This window comes from Arthrobacter ginkgonis (genome assembly GCF_039540195.1).
GTDB lineage: Bacteria > Actinomycetota > Actinomycetes > Actinomycetales > Micrococcaceae > Zafaria > Zafaria ginkgonis.
This window is the reverse complement of the sequence record NZ_BAABEO010000017.1, coordinates 46,060-63,721: the sequence shown is the minus strand read 5'-3', so window position 1 is coordinate 63,721 and position 17,662 is coordinate 46,060. Positions and strand designations below refer to the sequence as shown.

Annotated in this window: 15 protein-coding genes and 2 pseudogenes; 10 read left to right on the top strand and 7 right to left on the bottom strand. The window is 66.0% G+C overall.

Annotated elements, in window-relative coordinates; translation table 11 throughout:
- Positions 1 to 114 precede the first annotated feature (114 nt).
- The 3 genes from ABD912_RS12220 to ABD912_RS12210 all read right to left on the bottom strand — a co-directional run bounded on the left by ABD912_RS12220 (position 115) and on the right by ABD912_RS12210 (position 2,831).
- Positions 115 to 426 (bottom strand): hypothetical protein, encoded by a 312-nt coding sequence (locus ABD912_RS12220; RefSeq protein WP_345151112.1) that lies wholly within the window; start codon positions 424 to 426, stop codon positions 115 to 117.
- Between the two features lie 306 nt (positions 427 to 732).
- Positions 733 to 1,602, bottom strand: coding sequence for a hypothetical protein (locus tag ABD912_RS12215; protein ID WP_345151111.1), 870 nt, complete (start codon positions 1,600 to 1,602; stop codon positions 733 to 735).
- 2 nt (positions 1,603 to 1,604) lie between these two features.
- A complete protein-coding gene (locus ABD912_RS12210) occupies positions 1,605 to 2,831 on the bottom strand; it encodes a toxic anion resistance protein (RefSeq protein ID WP_345151110.1) in 1,227 nt (408 codons plus the stop codon).
- A 900-nt stretch (positions 2,832 to 3,731) separates the two neighbouring features.
- On the opposite strand from ABD912_RS12210, the pseudogene ABD912_RS12205 reads away from it, so the two are divergent.
- A pseudogene (locus tag ABD912_RS12205) lies at positions 3,732 to 4,454 on the top strand (transposase family protein).
- 20 nt (positions 4,455 to 4,474) lie between these two features.
- Here ABD912_RS12205 and ABD912_RS12200 read toward each other — a convergent pair.
- The 3 genes and pseudogenes from ABD912_RS12200 to ABD912_RS12190 all read right to left on the bottom strand — a co-directional run.
- On the bottom strand, positions 4,475 to 5,881 hold the full coding sequence (locus tag ABD912_RS12200; RefSeq protein ID WP_345151109.1) for a ferredoxin reductase: 1,407 nt from the start codon (positions 5,879 to 5,881) through the stop codon (positions 4,475 to 4,477).
- A complete protein-coding gene (locus tag ABD912_RS12195) occupies positions 5,878 to 7,182 on the bottom strand; it encodes an aromatic ring-hydroxylating oxygenase subunit alpha (protein WP_345151108.1) in 1,305 nt (434 codons plus the stop codon). Before ABD912_RS12195 ends, ABD912_RS12200 begins: the two co-directional genes overlap by 4 nt.
- A gap of 270 nt (positions 7,183 to 7,452) precedes the next feature.
- Positions 7,453 to 7,591: pseudogene (locus ABD912_RS12190) on the bottom strand (recombinase family protein); the annotation flags it as partial.
- 720 nt (positions 7,592 to 8,311) lie between these two features.
- Here ABD912_RS12190 and ABD912_RS12185 point away from each other — a divergent pair.
- On the top strand, positions 8,312 to 8,638 hold the full coding sequence (locus tag ABD912_RS12185; protein WP_345151107.1) for a carboxymuconolactone decarboxylase family protein: 327 nt from the start codon (positions 8,312 to 8,314) through the stop codon (positions 8,636 to 8,638).
- Positions 8,639 to 8,800: 162 nt separating this feature from the next.
- On the top strand, positions 8,801 to 9,274 hold the full coding sequence (locus ABD912_RS12180) for an LURP-one-related/scramblase family protein (RefSeq protein WP_345151106.1): 474 nt from the start codon (positions 8,801 to 8,803) through the stop codon (positions 9,272 to 9,274).
- A 42-nt stretch (positions 9,275 to 9,316) separates the two neighbouring features.
- Here ABD912_RS12180 and ABD912_RS12175 read toward each other — a convergent pair whose 3' ends face one another.
- On the bottom strand, positions 9,317 to 9,760 hold the full coding sequence (locus tag ABD912_RS12175) for an ArsI/CadI family heavy metal resistance metalloenzyme (RefSeq protein ID WP_345151104.1): 444 nt from the start codon (positions 9,758 to 9,760) through the stop codon (positions 9,317 to 9,319).
- Between the two features lie 134 nt (positions 9,761 to 9,894).
- On the opposite strand from ABD912_RS12175, the gene ABD912_RS12170 reads away from it, so the two are divergent.
- The 7 genes from ABD912_RS12170 (at position 9,895) to ABD912_RS12140 (ending at position 17,377) form a co-directional block, all read left to right on the top strand.
- A complete protein-coding gene (locus ABD912_RS12170; RefSeq protein WP_345151332.1) occupies positions 9,895 to 10,197 on the top strand; it encodes an ArsR/SmtB family transcription factor in 303 nt (100 codons plus the stop codon).
- On the top strand, positions 10,194 to 10,898 hold the full coding sequence (locus ABD912_RS12165) for an MIP/aquaporin family protein (protein WP_345151102.1): 705 nt from the start codon (positions 10,194 to 10,196) through the stop codon (positions 10,896 to 10,898). Before ABD912_RS12170 ends, ABD912_RS12165 begins: the two co-directional genes overlap by 4 nt.
- A gap of 4 nt (positions 10,899 to 10,902) precedes the next feature.
- Complete coding sequence (locus tag ABD912_RS12160; protein ID WP_345151100.1) at positions 10,903 to 11,328, top strand: arsenate reductase ArsC; 426 nt, start codon at positions 10,903 to 10,905, stop codon at positions 11,326 to 11,328.
- A gap of 91 nt (positions 11,329 to 11,419) precedes the next feature.
- The gene (locus tag ABD912_RS12155; protein WP_345151098.1) at positions 11,420 to 12,688 is read left to right on the top strand and encodes a wax ester/triacylglycerol synthase domain-containing protein; all 1,269 of its coding nucleotides are present in this window, start codon (positions 11,420 to 11,422) and stop codon (positions 12,686 to 12,688) included.
- Positions 12,689 to 13,097: 409 nt separating this feature from the next.
- Entirely contained in the window at positions 13,098 to 13,958 is an 861-nt protein-coding gene (locus ABD912_RS12150; protein ID WP_345151097.1) for an SRPBCC family protein, read from the top strand.
- Positions 13,959 to 14,139: 181 nt separating this feature from the next.
- Positions 14,140 to 16,677 (top strand): DUF4118 domain-containing protein, encoded by a 2,538-nt coding sequence (locus ABD912_RS12145; RefSeq protein ID WP_345151096.1) that lies wholly within the window; start codon positions 14,140 to 14,142, stop codon positions 16,675 to 16,677.
- A gap of 28 nt (positions 16,678 to 16,705) precedes the next feature.
- Positions 16,706 to 17,377: a response regulator gene (locus tag ABD912_RS12140; protein ID WP_345151094.1), complete on the top strand. Its 672-nt coding sequence runs from the start codon at positions 16,706 to 16,708 to the stop codon at positions 17,375 to 17,377.
- Positions 17,378 to 17,662: the final 285 nt, after the last annotated feature.

The window sequence follows — 17,662 nt, the reverse complement described above, 5'->3', positions numbered from 1 at the left end:
AGATTGTGCTCAAGCTAATATCCCATTGCGTGCTTAGCTCCGCTTAGGCGCCTTGCTGAAATAGAATCTCAGGTCGCTTTGTTGCGCGTTGTTTTCGGAGTATCTGGCCAGAGCTTACCGGACTGAGGAAATAGGGCGGATGAGCGTGGTCGAGGCACCCTGGGGATCGCCGGTTCGTTCCGCTATGGTACTGATGGCTAGGTCCACTGGCAGGAGTTCTGAGAACTTCAGGGCCTTCAGAGCGCGGGCATCGATGTGGGGCAGGAACCTGGCTGGATCGGCGTGCAGCGCGTCGCGGACGTCTTGTAGGACGCTGCCCAACGTCCCGGCCATCGCGTCGCCCCGCAGCCCGATCTGCCAGTTGTTGTAGGCGCGGGTTTCGTCGAGCAGTTCGGGAGCTATTTCGAGCAGGGCAGAAACCAGCACGGCATTGGCCCGGGCGCCTGCCCAAGTCCACCACCGCAACCGACCAGTCTCCTCGCGGACCAGTACTGAGGCATCCTCCGCGACCCGGCGCTGCGCGGTTAGTCAGGGGACCAGCCGTTGCGTGGGGCGGCGCTTGCATCCACAACCACTCCGCCGTCGACCTGGGTGGAAGTTTCATCGACACCCTTGTCTGTTACCCAAGCTGCACTGGTGTACTGTCCGGGACGCCCGGACTAATCCGGAGACTCAGGTTCCTCAGGGCGACCGGGTCAGGACCCGCCCTGTCAGCAACAGTGACAGCCGGACTTATTCAATGCCGAAGTCGAATCCACCTCGCTGGTGGTGCCCAAACCGGTCTCTTAGGAAGTTGCCCATGGTGGTCAACTCCGCTGAGGTATGGCCATGACGGCCGGAGTGCAACGCCTCAGCTTGTCCGGAGAGGAGCTGAAGCTGCTCGGTCAGTTCCTCGCTGGGCGTTCTTCCGTTTGGCTGCCGGTTGTCCACCATGCTAGGCGGGATGGCTAAATATTTTTGCAGAACCGCTGGCAGGTACTCGGCTGCTATAGCTCCGAGCTCGTACTCAAACCGGGCGTCCGCCGATGGTTGCCGCCTTTCCGCGTCAATTACGGCGTCTAGGGTCTGACACGTCTCCAATATGGTGACGTACGCCTCCGTGGGGAGTCGGTGCTTGTTTTGCTTGGCGTGCGAGGTTACCCATGTCAGTGCGGATGACAGGTCGTTCGACGACGGGGCGAGCGGCGCTGCTGCCCGGGACGGTTCGGCGGCGCGGCGTACAGGCGCGTTCGACTGGGCCATGCCGCCACGCCGCGGTTCCCGAACCCGTTTGTGTAGCCACAGATCACGAAGCATGTAGGACCGCAGGGCAGATATGCCCATAGACCCGATACCAAGAAGGGGCGCCAAGGCGAGCAACGCACCGCTTGTGGCAGCCAAGGCGAGCAACGCACCGCTCCCTGTGGCAGCCAAGGCGAGCAACGCACCGCTCCCTGTGGCAGCCAAGGCAGCAGAGAACGCAGCGGCGTAAAGCGCACCCTCGAGAACCACTTTCTTGTTCTTCCTGCGTATCCCGATTGCAAGTACCAAGAAGGCGATGAAAGGCCAACATATGACGGCCAGCGCTACCTTGACGACGTTACCTAAAGTGAGTCGTGACATCATCAACCCCTCGGGGGGTGTGTGGTGGCGGCGTCGGAGGAGTGACTGCGCTCCAGTTGAAGCCGGGCCCGGCTGACTTGCAGTTCAAGGACCTGCACCGTCTGCTTCATTGACCGGGCCGCTTCGACCCTGTACCGGTCAACCTCGTCCATGGCTTGGAACACGTTATCGAAGGCCTGTTGCAGCTTGGCGGGGTCGACAGTGGCTTTGGCGGCGTTCTGATGAATGGCGGTGCCCTGGGAGCGGAGTAGCTCTGAAGTCGAGACAATCATGTCCGCAGTGGTCGAGTTGAGGGCATCGATCTGCGCCAGGACGATCTTCTGCTGGGCCAACGCTTGTGCCACTATCACCGCGGCCCTCAACGCCGCCAAGGTGGTGTCGAGCGCTCGGTCCACACCTTTGATCAGCTCTGAGTTGTTCTTCTTGACCACATCAAGAGCCAGATAACCTTGGGTAGAGACCGCCATTTGGACCATAAGGTCCTGGTGCCGCTGGCGGACATAGAAAAGAGCATCAGCCTCCAATGTGGCAGCATCGTCTGCTTTTCCCCGGTTTCGAAGCTCTGTGATGCGCTGCTCCAGCCCATCTCCGAGGTGGCCCGCGAGAACGGCATAGTTCGCCAACTGCCCCATCGCCTTCCAGAGTGCGTCGCGCTCCGTCTGGATGGCGGCGTTGTCCTGTCGCAATTCGTCCTGCCCACCCTTGAGTGCCCTGGTGATGGCGTTGAGTTGCTCCTGTGCGGACTCATACTTTATGAAGTATCGCTGGATGGCGCTGCCCCCGGGAAGGAACCGCAGGATGCGCTTCGTCCCGGTCAAATCATGTCGCTTCGGGTCCAGGTCCGTCACGATTTGCCGCAGTTCCACCAGTGTTTTGCCGGTACGCGAAGCAGGATCCGCGCCAGTTGCTGCGAGAGCGGCTGCGGGCCTTTTCAGCACGCGGTTTGACGCGACGCTAGCCTGCTGCATCGTCCCCTCGCCCAACCGGGTCAACTGCGCCAACTTGGTCTGGAACTCGGGGCTATGAAGCGGGGTAGCCAGCAGGTCATCAAGGAAGCGACTGGCAGTTTCAGCGTGCTTCTGCTGTGCGTCAGCATCCACCAGAATCATGCCGCCGACCGTCTCCGGCCCATAAACCGCTACCTCATCCACAGGCGTCGGGGGCTCTAACACCAGTGGATTCTCTACCTCTGAGTACTGGGTATTGCTGAGGTCGAGCGGGTTCGACATGCTGAACTCCTCAGGTTCCGGGCCTAGCAACAGCTTAGCCGTATTGTCAACAATATGTCGGTGACGGTCGGCTTGGCTTGGTGGCATAAGGAAGACCCTCGGGTGGAGGGCAAGCGTCTCCAGAGCGCAGTTCGCACGCACGGAGGCCTTTGTCGAGTCCCAGGGTTATGTTCAGGTTGCTCGGTGCTTACGCTGCAGCAGTGATGGCCCACTACTTGGGCCAGACCGGTTCCAAGCCAGCATGACTGGGTTTGGCGCGCGGTCGTTTGAGGCCTTCCAGGGAGCCGCCGGCACCGAGATGACCGACCGCTTGAAGGCTATCCGCGAAGCGTCCGGTAAGTCTCATCTCTCATTGCTCCGCGTGCTGGACATCATCTTATGGATGGAAGGACTCTGGCTCAGAAGGTGCGCGAGACCGTTGGTGACGACGAGTAACATCATGCACGCTCATACGGCTATGGGTTGCCACTAGCCTCGGGCGGACCTGGGGCCTCGGGCCGTCTTACAAGCTGGCGCCTCATCAGTGCATTGGCCGATGACAGGGGCACGGCTGGTTCGCCGGCCAACCGGTCCATCGTGGTGCCACACCTGCGTATCAGGCCCTGCAGGCTCCTGCGCTCATGACTGCGGTTGCCAATTGAATGAGGAGGATTTGCCTCGGTTGGCAGCTCCGGGCGGCTGGCTTGGTACGAGGCTTCGGAAAAGTTGCCAACTAGTTTGGCAATCCCGCCGCATGGTTGCTGCTACAGATCCGCGCAAATTCAAGGGACAACTAGGTTGGAAATTGCCAAGTTGGCTGAAATCTCACAGTTGGAAGTTCTTCCAACTAGATGAGTGAGTCCTAATAGGTGGGGCGCAGCGTCCCTGCCGGGCACAGGCGAAGGGTGCTTAGCCCGATGTGTGAGCAACGAACTGAACACCCTCCTGATCACACTCTATGTCCACCTGGATGACTGTGTCCTGCCCGGTCTGGGTTGGTCGCGGGACCACGTGCCGGGCCGGAAACCGGTCCTGTCCGATGCCGAACTGCTGTGCCTGGCCGCGGCGCAGCACCTGTTGGGCATCGCCTCCGAACGCCGGTGAATCCGGTACGCGCAGGCCCATCTGGCCGGCATGTTCCCGCACCTGTCCTGCCAGCCCGGGTACGGCAAGCGGCTGCGGCGTCAGGCCGGACTGGTCGCCGCGGCCATTACGGCCCTGGCCCGGGACGCGGCCTCCTGGGACGGGGACCTGCGCCTGATCGACTCGACCCCGGTCCCGTGCGAGGCTTCCCGGGAGACGGTCAGGCGCTCGGCCCTGGCCGGGCAGGTGATCCTCGGCGACAAGGGCTTCGCCGACAAGGGCTTCGAGGCCTTCATCGCCGGGCTCGGCGCCGTGCTGCTACGCCCGGACCGCAGGGACGAACCCCTTCGCTTCGGCAGCCCGGGCAAGGTCCGCCAGTGGATCGAGTTCGTCTTCGACACGCTCAAGGGCCTGCTGACCCTCGAGCAGCACGGCGGGCGGACCCTGGCCGGGGTCTATGCCCGGGTTGCGGCCCGGCTCTTCGCCCTGGCCGCCGGGATCTGGCACAACCGGCTCATCAATGCCACGCGGAAAAGGTCACTGACTGCCTACGACCACTGAACCTAAACGGACTCACTCATCTAGGCATCGATCACCAGGTCGGTCTGCGCTGTGGAGCAGCAGGGCAGGAACTTGCCTGCATCGATTTCGCGTGCCCGGATACCGCCTTGGTGGTTCATGTCGACTTCCCCGGAAAGCTTGACGACCTTACAGGAGCCGCACATGCCTTCCTTGCAGTTCGCGCCGATCCTGACACCGGCACGCTGTGCCACCCCGAGGATGTGTTCGGCGGGATCAATCCGCACATTGATGCCTGTGCGCAAGAAGGACATGGTGAGGCTGCCCGTACCCACGGTGTCGAAGCTCGAGGCATCGGGGGTCGTGGCCTCCGGCTCGGCGTCCGAACTGCGCTCGGGGCCGGGGGCGTCCGGGTCGACGGTTTCCAGAGGCAGCCCCGAGGCCTTCAGGGTTCCCTCGGCGTCGTAGCCGGGCTCGTAGAGCCCGAACGCGCTGGGCTGGCTTTCATAGTAGTCCTCTGCGGAATCGGCGATTTCCTCGGTGATTTCCTCCGCGATGTCCGACGCAAGCGCGATCTCTGCCTGGTACTCAAGGAGTGTTTGGCGATCTCCCGAGAAGAACTCCATGTAGATGGAGGTGTCATCGACGCCGACCTTCTTGAGGAGCTCGGTGGCGCTATTCAGGTAACCCTCGGGGCCGCAGGCATAAACCTGGCGGCCGTTGGCATCGGGTGCCACCTGGTCGAGCATGGCTGCCGTCAGCCTTCCGCTGAGCCCTTCCCACCCCTCGGGCTTGCTGCGGTCGCCCAGGGAGTAGAAGACCGTGACGCGTGAGTCCACGGAGGCGATGTAGGCCAACTCCTGGTGGAAGGCGAAACCTCCAGCCTCGGCTCCATGGTAGAGCACCACGACGTCGGCATGTCCGGGCAGGGAGTGGATGGTCCGCACCATGGACATGATGGGAGTGATGCCCGCGCCGGCGGCCAGCAAGAGGTAGCGCGCCCGCCGGTCGGCATCGGGCAGGTGGAACGCTCCGACCGGTCCGAGCATATCGAGGACGGTGCCGGGTTTGACGTTCTGGTGCACCCACGGGGAGACGAGTCCTGTGGGGTCGCGTTTGACGGTGACGCTGAAGGTCCAGGGCTGGGTGGGCGAACTGGACAGCGAGTAGCTGCGGTCTACCGGTTCCTGGTCCTCGCCGTTCACGGGAAAGGCCATGTTTACGTACTGGCCCGCACGGAACGCCAGGGGCGCACCGTCGCAGCGGCGGAACACGAAGGTCATCATGCCGCCCGCTTCGGGTACGGTCTCGACACATTCGGCCATGAACTCCTGCGGATGCCAGGGACCCAAGGCGCGGGCGGCGTGGGCGGGTGCCTCGGTGCTGCCCATCACCCTGTTCCACGGCATCTCGAGACCGCGAATGCGCTGTGGTTCCTGGATCACCGTCTCAGTGAGGCGTTCAGTCATGCCAAGTGCTCCTGTACGCGCTGCACGTACCAGTTAATGAACGCCTCTACCTGGTATTCGCTCTTCATGTACGGACCGGGCTCGTAGGCGGGGCTGCCGGCACCCTTCTGGCACAGCTCCACGAACGCCTTGTCCTGCAGGTTTGTCTGCTTCCAGGTGTAGGTGAGTTTTTCCAGATCGTAATCGACGCCTTCTTCGGCGTCGTCGGCCACCAGCCAGGTGGTGCGTACCAGCGACTGGTGTTCGTTGATGGGGAAGACGCCGAACGTGATGACGTGGTCCCCGAGGAAATGGAACCAGCTGTTGGGCTGCAGGTGCATCGAGCAGCGGCCAAGGCGGAAGTCCGGCAGGTCGCCGAGCAGCTTCTTGGAAAGCCTGCGCCCGTCGGCCGAGAACGATTCGCCCTCTCCGTCCAGTGATTCACGTGAGATGCGGATTCCCGCGATGCGCGTGTCAAGCTCCTCGACCACCTCGTAGGGCAGGCCGTAGCGGCGGCAACGCTCCTCAAGGGAGGACTGGGCTTCCTTGTTGCGGTCCCACACTTCCTCAAGGTGGGGCGGAATCAGGCCCTCCGTCAAACCCCACGTCGGGAAGAGGGAGCAGGCGAGTTCAGGGTGGCCGTCGCAGTGGTAGCACTCACGGTTGTTCTCCATGACGAGCTTCCAGTTGCCCTCTTCGATGATGTTCTGCTGGTAGGCGATTTTCGTCTTCGACAGATCGTGGGGGGCGAGGTAGGGCTCAAAGATCTTTGAGGTTTCGTCGAAGTCGGCCGGCGGTTCGTCCGCAATGCAGACGAAGATGAGTCCGGCGACCACGCGGCTGTGGGCGCGCTTGAGGGCGAAACAGTTCTTGTCGAACTTCGCTTCTCCCGGTGCCGAGGCGTGGATCAAGTCGCCGCTGGGCGAGTAGGTCCAGGAGTGATAGCCGCACACCAGGTTTCCGGTTGAGCCGGCGGATTCAGTCAGGACGCGGGCGCCGCGGTGGCGGCACACGTTGTGCAGGACGTTGACGCCACCGTCGTCGTTGTGCAGAACAATCAGGGAATAGGGCCCGTAGTCGACGGTGACGTAGTCGCCCGGCTCCGGCAGTTCAGCGACGCTGGCGGCAAAGATCCAGTGCTTGCCAAAAATGGCCTCCATGTCGATCTTGAAAACCGTCGGGTCGGCGTAGAAGGGGGCGTCGAGGGAATATCCCGTGCGGCGGAACGCAAACAATTCGGTGATCTCAGCCAACTGCTCTGCAGGCACTGATGTAGCGAGTTTTCCGCGTGAATTGAGGGGCGCGTTCACTGAAGCAGACATCTGTTTCCTCCCGGAGGGCTGGGTAGTGGGCAAATCGTGGAGACCACGGGTTTGGTGGGGCAACCGGCGTTGTCGAGAACGTTTTGGTCATGAAATTAGGGAGGATCGATGTGCAGTAAAAGCGCACGATCTAGGAAGGGCCGTGGATAGCGGTAGCGACTCCAATATTTCAGCCCTCCAAATGCGTCCTACGCAACAGCAATCAGCATACGCAACATGGTGACTCGCGTCACGCCTGTTGTCAAGCATCCTTAAGATGCAGTGCAAGACGACAGAACAGCGCAGGTCATCGAGGTTGCCGGCCAGACGGTCCATGCTGTGCATCACCACGGTGGCCCCCGTCCCGAGCGAACCGCAATAACTCGGTCACTTCCGGCTTGGCCGTGTCCCTACCGGGGGCTTTGTCCGTGAGGGGTGACCAATCCCTGGGGCAGGTCAGAGAGTCGACAAAACCCAGGGCAGTCCCCTGAGCGCGTTGTGCCGAGGCTCCGGGTGGTCGCCTTGGACGATCAATGGCGTGTGCAGTAGAACCTGCTGAGCAAATAGCCGCATGGGCCGGAAGCCCTTTTTGCGGAAGAGGCCCTGGACCGGATCTGCGCGGTCATCAACCGGTTCGGCGGGTGGGAGCTTCGGGGCCGGAGGAGCTGGACGGGGAAGTGGAACCCGCCACCGCCTGACGGGCATCCGCCGATTTCGGGGTGGCTCCGAAGGTGGCCGACACCGTCGCTCACCTGATTCGCACACTGAGGGTGAGCGGATGGCGTGCCGGCTGGCCGCGCTCTCACGCTCCGCGTATCACCGCCTGCGTCGAGGGCTGGGTGGCGAACCACGAGATCCAACGGCTGTGGAGCGAGGAGAGCCCGTGCGTTCCCTGGCGCCACTGACTCAGTCACGATCAGGACAACCGGAATCTTTCCGAGCAAAACGAACCAAGGGACTGCTCCGGCTCCCATTGATCCGTGTAGCATCTTTCCTCCTGGTCATGGCTCGAGTATCTGGCGATGAGGTCATCCCCTGCGGGTGATGCCGTCCTCTGTCACGGCGGAATAGGTTTGTAAGAGGAGTCGTGGCGATCCGGTCTCACCGGGTCCCTCGGCCCTCTGCCCCGCAACCAGATGGAGATACGGTCATGGCCGACGAAGAAGACCTAGTCAGCGACACCCTCGCCCAGATCACCGCCGCATCACTAGAACGGTCCACTCTCGAACCCCGCGAGTTGATGCTGGCCCGGATCGCGGCACTCGTGGCAGTCGACGCCCCGCCCGCCTCCTATCTGCTCAACGCCGGTACTGCAATGGACGTCGGCATCACCTTGGAGGATGTCCAGGGAATACTGGTGGCCGTTGCGCCCATCGTCGGCACCCCTCGGATAGTAGCGGCAGCCGGCAACCTTGGCAGGGCACTGGGTTTCGCCATCGAACTCGAAGCAGAGGCAGAGGCCGAAGCCGAAGGCTGAACCCGTCCAGCGGGGGATGGGCCGGTTGCCGGCTAAGTACCTGATGAGGTCACGGCTGATGCTTCCACGGTCCGGATCATCCGGCGCGGGTGAGGCGCCCGCCGGCAAAGCGGACCTATGGTCGTGGGCATGGGACTATTGCGGCACCAGCCTGACGAACCCGTGGGCGAGCGCTTCCAGATGCGCGAGAAACTGCTGTCGATTGGAGACGACTACTGGATCGAAGACGACCAGGGCAGACGCGCCTACAAAGTCAATGGCAAGGCGGTTCGAATTCGGGACACGTTCGTTCTGGAGGACGCCGCGGGAAACGAGGCGGCGAGCATCCAGGAGCGCAAGCTCTCGATCCGGGACAAGGTCGACATCGAACGCGGCGGCGACACCGCCGCGACGGTCCACAAGGCGCTGGTCGGGCTCCGGGATCGCTTCGCCATCGACGTGAAAAACGGCGCCGATTTGAAGGCGCACGGCAACATCGTCGACCACGAGTACGAGATCGAGCGCGATGGCCGCACGGTCGCCACCATCTCCAAGAAGTGGTTCCGCGTGCGTGAGTCCTACGGCGTGGAAGTCGCGCAGGGCGAGGACGTCCCGCTGATCCTGGCGATCACCGTCGCCATCGACTCGTTGACCTAAGCCGTTCAGGAGTCAGGGCCCAAGAGCTGCATGCCAGCGGGGTCAGCAGCAACTGCCGGCCGCAGCAGGGGTGGTGCAGCAGCCTTGGGCTTCGCCCTGCGAGGCGGCGGAGAACGTGGCGCTGTCGGCCAGGACGGTGTAGATCTCCCACCGTTCGCCGTCGGGGGTGTTCTGCACCCAGAACTTGTCCTGCTTCGCGTAGCAGCAGGTGCCCTCGCGCTCATCCACGGTGGCTAAGCCGTGCCCTGCCAACCGAACCTGTTCGGCGTCGACGGCGTCGGTGTCCTGGACCTCCACGCCCAGATGGTTGAGCGAGCCTCCGTTGCCGGGGTTCTCGATGAGCACGAGCTTCAGCGGCGGCTGGTCCACGGCAAAGTTGGCGTAGCCGGGCCGGCGCTTGGCCGGTCCGGTGCCGAAGAGCCGGGAGTAGAACTCGACCGACTGCTCAAGGTCATCGACGTTGAGGGCGAGCTGCAGGCGGGACATGGCGGCCTCCTATATATAGATGATTGTCTATGTCCTTGAGGTTGCCACTAGACATTGATATCTGTCAATATTCACGTGTGTCGAAATCCGTACTTGAACTGACCCCCGTGGAGACCGTCGCGTGCTGCACGCCCATGACCCGGGAGCCTATGACCGCCGCCCAAGCCGAGCGCGTGTCCGCACTACTGAAGGCCATGGCGGACTCCGTCCGCCTGCAGCTGCTTTCCCTCGTGGCCTCCCACGAGGGCGGGGAGGCCTGCGTCTGCGACCTGACCGAAGCCTTTGAGTTGTCCCAGCCCACGATCAGCCACCACCTGAAGGTGCTGCACCAGAGCGGGCTGCTGGAGCGCAGCAAGCGCGGCGTCTGGGTCTACTACAAGGTCCAGGCCGAGGTGCTGGACTCGCTGGGCAAGCTCATCTCCAGCGCGGGCGCGTGAGCGGCCTGGCCCGGCGGGCCCTGGCCGAACTGGTCGGAACCGCCCTGCTGGTGGCCGCCGTGGTGGGCTCGGGGATTGCCGCCTCCCGGCTGTCCCCGAACGATACCGGCCTGCAGCTGCTGGAAAACGCCCTGGCCACCGGAGCCGTCCTGGTGGCCCTGATCATCGCCCTGCAGCCGGTCTCGGCCGCATTCAATCCGGTGGTCACTTTGGCCGAACGCTGGCTGGGCGTCATCGGCTGGCGGGAGGCCGGGGCGCTGATTGCCGCCCAGGTCGCCGGGGGAGCGGTGGGCGCCATGCTGGCCAACCTGATGTTCGACCTGCCCGCCGTCACCCTGTCGACCCACCAGCGCGCCGGGGCCGGACTGTGGCTGGCCGAAGTGGTGGCCACGGCCGGGCTGCTGCTGGTCATCTTCGGTGCGGCCCGCTCCGGGCGCAGGGACATGATTGCCGTTGCGGTCGGCGGCTACATTACCGCCGCCTACTGGTTCACCAGTTCCACCAGCTTCGCCAATCCCGCGGTGACCGTCGCGCGCATGTTCTCGGACACCTTCGCCGGCATCGCCCCGTCCTCGGTCCTGCCCTTCATTGCCATGCAGCTGGCAGGCGGCGTCCTCGCCGCGGTACTGATCCGCCTGCTCTACCCCCACGCCGAACAGGCCGCGGCTGAAATCACCGCCGAAACAACCCCCAAAGGATGACCCGATGACCAACCAGCCCACCGTTCTTTTCGTCTGCGTGCACAACGCGGGACGCTCCCAGATGGCCGCCGGCTACCTGCGGCACCTGGCCGGGGACCGCATCACCGTGCTCTCCGCCGGTTCGGCACCCGGAGACAAGGTCAACCCGGTGGCCGTGCAGGCCATGGCCGAGGAAGGCATCGACATCGGCGGAGCCCTCCCGACGATCCTCACCACCGGGGCCGTGCAGGAGTCCGACGTCGTCATCACCATGGGCTGCGGCGACACCTGCCCGATCTTCCCGGGAAAGCGGTACGAGGACTGGGTCCTCGAGGACCCGGCAGGCCAGGGCATCGACATGGTCCGCGGCGTCCGCAACGAGATCAAAAGGCGCGTGCAGGCGCTGGTGCGGGACGTCGACGATTCCCTCGCTGCCGGGCGCCGCTCCTAGCTGTGGCCGCCCCCGTTGACCTGGGCCTGCACGATGAGGAGCTCGCGATGCGGCCCCGGTGGCGGGCAGGGCCGGTTGCTACCCTGTTGGCATGCGCCCGGTGACGGACCGGCTTCCGGCGGTCGATGAGGCGAATCTGGTGATTGACCACGCCGGCCAGGTCAACGTGTTCCTGGTTGCGGGCCTGCTGGCGCCGGGCGGCTTCGTCGATCCCGATGGCGCCCCCGACCTGACCGCCCTGCGCGCTGCCCTGCGCGAGCGGATCAAGGCGCTGCCCCAGCTGCGGAAGATGGCTGTCGCCACGGGCCGCCGCCACCGCTGGGTCGAGGCGCGGCCCGACCTTGAGCAGCACGTCCGGCTTCTCGGGACCGTCGACGGACTCGCTGGCTTCGAGCGCAAGTGCGGGGAGCTGATGAATGTGCCGCTGGCACCGGATCGTCCGCTCTGGGAGATCCTCGTGGTGCCGGGTGCAGCCGTGGGGGAGGCCGGCGTCGTGCTGCGCATCCACCATGCGCTCGCCGACGGGATGGCGGCGGCCGGGATCGTACGGCAGCTCTTCGATCCCTCGGAATCGCCGGGGACGCCGGCGTACGTGCCTCCCGTCCGAGCGGCGCCGAAGGTTCCGCGGCGCGACCTGCGGCACGTCCTGGGGCGGCTTCGCTACGGCCTGCGCCGCATCCGCATGACCCTGCGCGGTCGCGAGGTCGGCCCCACGGTGCTGCTCGGTGAAGTGGGTCCGCAGCGCGGGGTCGTCTTCCTGGACGCCGATCTCGCTGCTCTCGAGGAGCATGTTCGGCGGTTCCGCGCCACCGTCAACGACGCCCTGCTGGCTGCGGTGGCCTCGGGCTACCGGGCGGTGCTGTCCGACGCCGGCGAGCCGATCCCAGCCCGGCTGCCCGTCTCGGTGCCGGTCGCGCTGCGGCGCCGCGGGACGGCGGGGAACCAGGTCGGGATCATGCTCGTGCGGCTGCCCCTCGGCGACGTCGAACCCGACGAACGCGTCCGGCTCATCGCGGAGCAGACCCGGGAGGAGAAGGCCCGGGCCAGGGAGCAGGGAACGCTCGAGTTCATGCGCGGCCCGGTCGGCGCACGCATCATGGACCGCATCGGCCGGCGGCAGCATCTTGTCGCCGGGTTCGTCACCAATGTGCCCGGCCCGGCAGGCACCTTTCGCCTCGCGGGTGCCCCGGTCGTTGCGCTCTGGCCGGTTGGCGTGCTCGCTGCCAACGTCCGGCTCGGTGTCGCGGCCCTCTCCTACGCCGGCCGGCTCCGCTGCGGCATCCACTTCGACGCAGGGAACGTGCCCGGGGCGGCCTTCGCCCGCGCGATGGACGAGGAACTGGCGCTCTTGGGCCCATGAACTCCGCATCGATGCGGGCGAGGTACCTCGGTTTCGCCGGGGCACTACCCATATGCGGCGCCGCACTTGGCACCACATAATGGGCTCACCAGAGAGAATGGAGGAACCAAAATGCGTGGAAGCAGCCTGATCTGGACCATCGTTGGCATCCTTGTTGCGATTGCCTTGATCATCTGGATTGCCTCGGCAATCTAAATCGAAGTAGCGAGGGGTCTCCTGCCCGGGATTGTTGGGTGTCCGGGCAGGGGGCCTTTCCGCGGTCCGAAACCGTTGCCGTCCAGGCGGCGCTCGGCCAGAGGGGACTGCGGGGAAGCGAATCCCTGTGCCCTAGAGGGCGGCGGGTGCGAGGAGTAGGGTGGGGAATCGCGGGCCCATCCGCCCATCCTCTGTTCACGTCAAAGGAGACGTCATGAGCACGAAGGTTGAAAAGCAAGTCCTGGTGAACGTGCCGCTCAGCACGGCCTACAACCAATGGACGCAGTTCGAGGACTTCCCCCACTTCATGGGGGGCGTGAAGAGCGTGACGCAACTCGGCGATGACCGGCTGGAGTGGGTGGCCGAGGTCGCCGGCGTCCGCCGCAAGTGGGAGGCGCGGATCCTTGAGCAGGTCCCGGACAGCAAGGTGGCCTGGGCGGCCACCGAGGGCGCCACGAACGCGGGTTCGGTAACGTTCGAGGACGTGGGAGGCGGCCAGACATCGGTGCGCCTGACCCTCGAATACGAGCCCGAAGGCCTGGTGGAGAAGATCGGCGACAAGCTCCACGTGATCGAGCACCGGGTCGAGGCCGACCTGAAAAAGTTCAAGGAGTTCATCGAGTCCGAAGGCTATGCCACCGGGGCCTGGCGCGGGTCCGTCAACGAAGGCACGACGGCGGGAACGCCAGACATCGACGACGCCGCTGCCTCGCGCGGGGACAGCGGCAAGGCCGGCGTGTCGGGAAAGGTGGCCGCGGCGGGCGTGGGGGTGGCGGCTGCCGCCGCCGCCGGAGTGGCCGCCGCGGCGGCGGCCAAGAAGGACTCCGACGACGAGGTGGTGGCCACGCCCGTGACCACCACGCCTGTGGTGGGGACGACGCCGGTCGAGCCGCTGGGCACCACGCCGGTGGGAGGGATCCCGCCGGTCGAGCCGTTGGGCACCACGCCCGTGGAGGAAACCGATCTCACGGCTGCCTCGGACCGGATCCTCACGCCCGAGGAACTGGCTGACCGGGAGGGGCGCCCGCCGGAGGACCTCACCGACGACGACCGGCCCCGGGGGACCGGCATCTAGGAGCTGCCTGAGACCGCACCCGGCGTCCCGAACACACCCGGCGTCCTGACTCTGGGGGCGCCGGGTGCGGCGCGCTCTCCTCCGGTGCACCGGGGAACTCCGCGCCAGGCACCGGCGCAATCGGTCGTGAACCGTGCTTCCGGGCGGGGCCATTCGCGCTGGGGTTCCGAACGAGGGAACAATGGGGGGCATGGCGCGGGGTAGGTTGCATATTTTTCTGGGGGCGGCCCCCGGGGCGGGGAAGACCTTCGCCATGCTCGAAGAGGGGCAGAGGCTCCGCAGGGATGGTGTGGACGTCGTCGTTGGGGCGGCCTCGGTGCGGGGACGAAGCGAAACCGCTGCCCTTTTGGAGGGCCTGGAACGGTGCCCGGCGCCGTCCGCGGGGTTGGGGGAGTCTGACTTGGACGCCGGAGCGGTCCTTGAGCGCGCGCCGGCGGTGGTGCTGGTGGACGACTACGCCACCGCAGCCGGTTCGGCCGGCCGGGGCCGCGCGCGGTGGCAGGACGTGGCCCTGTTGCTGGATGCCGGGATCGACGTCGTTTCCACGCTGGATGTCCGCAACATCGAATCCCTGTCAGACGTCGTCCAAGGGATCACGGGCTCCGGGGACCACGAGACGGTTCCGGACGTCGCGGTGAGGGCGGCGGAGCAGATCGAACTGGTGGACGCTCCACCCGAGGTACTCCGCGACCGGCTGGGCCAGGGAAAGATCTACGGCACCCGCCAGCGCGTGGATGCGGCGCTCGCCGGGGACTTCCGCACCGAGAGCCTCGCGGCCCTGCGGGAGCTGGCCCTGGTGTGGCTGGCCGACCGAGTCGAGGAGCGGCTGGTGGGGTACCGCTCGGCCGAGGGGAAGGACGCCCTGCCCAAGCGCGAAAAGATCGTCGTGGGCCTGTCCGGCGGTCCCGAGGGAGCGGCGCTGGTCCGCCGCGCGGCACGGCTCCTGGCCGGTTCCGCCGGCGGGGAATTCGACGTCGTGCATGTCCGCCGCAGCTCCGGGGATGACCGCCCGGCCGCCACGGAGCTCGAGCGGCTGCGCAAGCTGACGAACGACTTGGGCGGCGGTTTCCATGTGGTCGGCGGCGAGGACGTACCGGAGGTCCTCCTGCAGTTCGCACTTAACGGAGGCGCCAGCCAGATCCTGTTGGGATCGCGTTGGGCCCGGCCCTACGACGTCGGCCGCGGAACCGTGGCGAGGATCCTGCGGCACGCGGCCGGCCTGGACGTCCACCTGGTTCCCCACGAAGGGGCGGCGGCAGGTCCGCCTCCCGTCCGCAAGCCTTCCCGGCTCGGCCGCCGGCGCGAGGCCGTCGGCTTCGTGATGGCCGTCGTCCTGCCGCCGGTCCTCCAGCTGGTCTTGGATCTGCTGCCGCACGACCAGTTGTCCACCGACATGCTGGTCCAGCTGACCGGCATCGTCGCGGTCGCGCTGGTCGGCGGGCTGCGGCCGGCCGTCCTGGCCGCGGTCCTGGCGGGACTGGTGGTCAACTACTTCAGCGTCAGGCCGTTCGGGTCGCTGTCCGTGATCGACGCCGAAAATGTCCTGGCCCTGGTGGTCTTCCTGCTGGTCGCGGTGGCCGTGTCCCTGGTGGTGGACCGGTCGGCCCGGCGCAGCAGGCAGGCGCACCTGGCCAGCGCCGAGGCCCGCATCCTGGGAGATCTGAGCCGCCGGGCGGTGATTGAAGGCAGTGGCGTCCCCGCATTCCTGGACCAGGTCAGGGAGCATTTCCGGGTGGAAGGGGCGGGCCTGTGGGTCCGGGACGGGACGGAACCCGGCACCTCGGCCTGGCGGCTCGAATCGTTCTCCGGGACGCCGGGGAGCGGGGTCCCGGAGGATGCCGAGGCCGTCGAGCGCCTGGACGAGGAGAGGACCCTGACGCTTTCGGGGCGGGTCCTGGACCAGGACGAACGGCGCCTTCTTAGCGCTTTCGGGGCGCACCTGCTGGCGCTGCTGCAGCGCGAGGAACTCACGCTCAGCCAGCGCGAGAACCTGCGCCTGGCGGAAGGGAACACGATCCGCACCTCGATCCTCCGGGCCGTGTCCCATGACCTGCGCACGCCGCTGGCCGGGATCAAGCTCGCGTCCAGCAGCCTGCGCAACAGGTCGGTCGTCTTCACCCCCGCGGAACAGGAGGAATTCCTGGCCACGATCGAATCCGGGGCGGACCGCCTGGACCGGCTGATCGGCAACCTGCTCGACATGTCCAGGATCACCGCGGACTCCGTCTCGCCGCTGATCGGGCCGGTCTACTGGTCCGACGCCGTCGCCGATGCCCTGCGCGAAGCGGACCCGGACCGGGTCCGGATCCTGCTGCCCTACAACATGCCTCCCGTGGATGCCGATCCCGGGATGCTCGACCGGGTCATCGCCAACCTGGTCGAAAACGCCCTGAAGTATGCCCCGGAATCGGAAGTGGTGGTGGCCGGGTCGGTGGGCGGGTACGGCAATGCCAGAATCGGGGACCTCCCCGCCAGCGAACTGCGCATCATCGACCATGGGCCCGGCATCGCCTCGGAAGACGTCCTGGCCATGTTTCGACCCTTCCAACGGGCCAGCGACACCACCCCGCAGACCGGCATCGGGCTGGGACTGGCGGTGGCGAAGGGTTTCACCGAGGCCATGGGAGGTGCCCTCATCGCCGAACCCACTCCCGGCGGAGGGCTGACCATGGTCGTCCGCCTGCCGCTGTCCGCCGGCTCCACCGCCCAGAACCGCTAGAACGCCCAGTACCGCCAGAAGAGGTGCCATGCCGACCGTGCTGATTGTCGACGACGAAGTTCCGATCCTCCGTGCCCTGGAAATCAACCTCAAGGCCCGCGGATACACCACCGTCACCGCGCTCGCCGGGCAAGGGGCCCTGGACCAGGCGGCGAACCACCGGATCGACCTGCTCATCCTCGACCTGGGCCTGCCGGACATCGACGGAGTGGAGGTCATCCACCGGCTGCGGCGCTGGTCGGACGTGCCCGTCATCGTGGTGTCCGCCCGGCATGGCTCCAACGACAAGATCCAGGCCCTGGACGCGGGGGCCGACGACTACGTCACCAAGCCCTTCGGCATGGACGAGTTGCTGGCCCGCATGCGCGCGGCCTTGCGCAGAGGGGCGGCCGGGAACGACCCCGTCGTGGAAACCGCGGACTTCGTGGTGGACCTTGCGGCCCAGCGCGTCACCCGCGACGGCGAACCTGTCCGGCTCACCCCCACCGAGTGGGCCATCCTGGAGCTGCTGGTCAGGAACAGCGGGGCGCTGGTCACCCACGAGGAACTGCTGAGGCGGGTGTGGGGGCCGGCCTATGCCGGGGAGACCGCCTACCTGCGCGTCTATCTGGCCCAGTTGCGGCGCAAGCTCGAGCCGGATCCGGGCAACCCGCGCCACCTGCTCACCGAGACGGGAATGGGTTACCGCTTCAAGGACTAGGGGCGCGCCCGGAAGCTCTGCCTGCCTTTCCGCAGGCCGATTCCGCCGGCGTTAAGAAAGCATTAAGAACCCCGGGATTGCGCCCCTGTGGCCCCCGCGCCGGTGCTACGCTCGCCGAGTCCAGCAGGCGAACGGACCTGCTCCCGGGAGATGGAACGGTGAACCTTGAACCGGTGCCGCGGCGCCGCCGCTCGCGTTCCGCAGGAACCGCCTTCCTGTCTTCCGTCCCTTTGCCGTGCCGCGCGGACGACGGTTCCCGGTTGCCCCGGCCCCCAACGGGGCGCT

What these genes read in the sequence shown, in the direction of transcription:
- ABD912_RS12210 (WP_345151110.1), bottom strand. Translation starts at nt 2,831, where the DNA reads ATGTCGAACCCGCTCGACCTCAGCAATACCCAGTACTCAGAGGTAGAG.
- ABD912_RS12175 (WP_345151104.1), bottom strand. Translation starts at nt 9,760, where the DNA reads ATGTCCCGCCTGCAGCTCGCCCTCAACGTCGATGACCTTGAGCAGTCG.
- ABD912_RS12140 (WP_345151094.1), top strand. Translation starts at nt 16,706, where the DNA reads ATGCCGACCGTGCTGATTGTCGACGACGAAGTTCCGATCCTCCGTGCC.
- ABD912_RS12150 (WP_345151097.1), top strand. Translation starts at nt 13,098, where the DNA reads ATGAGCACGAAGGTTGAAAAGCAAGTCCTGGTGAACGTGCCGCTCAGC.
- ABD912_RS12145 (WP_345151096.1), top strand. Translation starts at nt 14,140, where the DNA reads ATGGGGGGCATGGCGCGGGGTAGGTTGCATATTTTTCTGGGGGCGGCC.
- ABD912_RS12200 (WP_345151109.1), bottom strand. Translation starts at nt 5,881, where the DNA reads ATGACTGAACGCCTCACTGAGACGGTGATCCAGGAACCACAGCGCATT.
- ABD912_RS12195 (WP_345151108.1), bottom strand. Translation starts at nt 7,182, where the DNA reads ATGTCTGCTTCAGTGAACGCGCCCCTCAATTCACGCGGAAAACTCGCT.
- ABD912_RS12185 (WP_345151107.1), top strand. Translation starts at nt 8,312, where the DNA reads ATGGCCGACGAAGAAGACCTAGTCAGCGACACCCTCGCCCAGATCACC.
- ABD912_RS12160 (WP_345151100.1), top strand. Translation starts at nt 10,903, where the DNA reads ATGACCAACCAGCCCACCGTTCTTTTCGTCTGCGTGCACAACGCGGGA.
- ABD912_RS12170 (WP_345151332.1), top strand. Translation starts at nt 9,895, where the DNA reads ATGACCCGGGAGCCTATGACCGCCGCCCAAGCCGAGCGCGTGTCCGCA.
- ABD912_RS12215 (WP_345151111.1), bottom strand. Translation starts at nt 1,602, where the DNA reads ATGTCACGACTCACTTTAGGTAACGTCGTCAAGGTAGCGCTGGCCGTC.
- ABD912_RS12155 (WP_345151098.1), top strand. Translation starts at nt 11,420, where the DNA reads ATGCGCCCGGTGACGGACCGGCTTCCGGCGGTCGATGAGGCGAATCTG.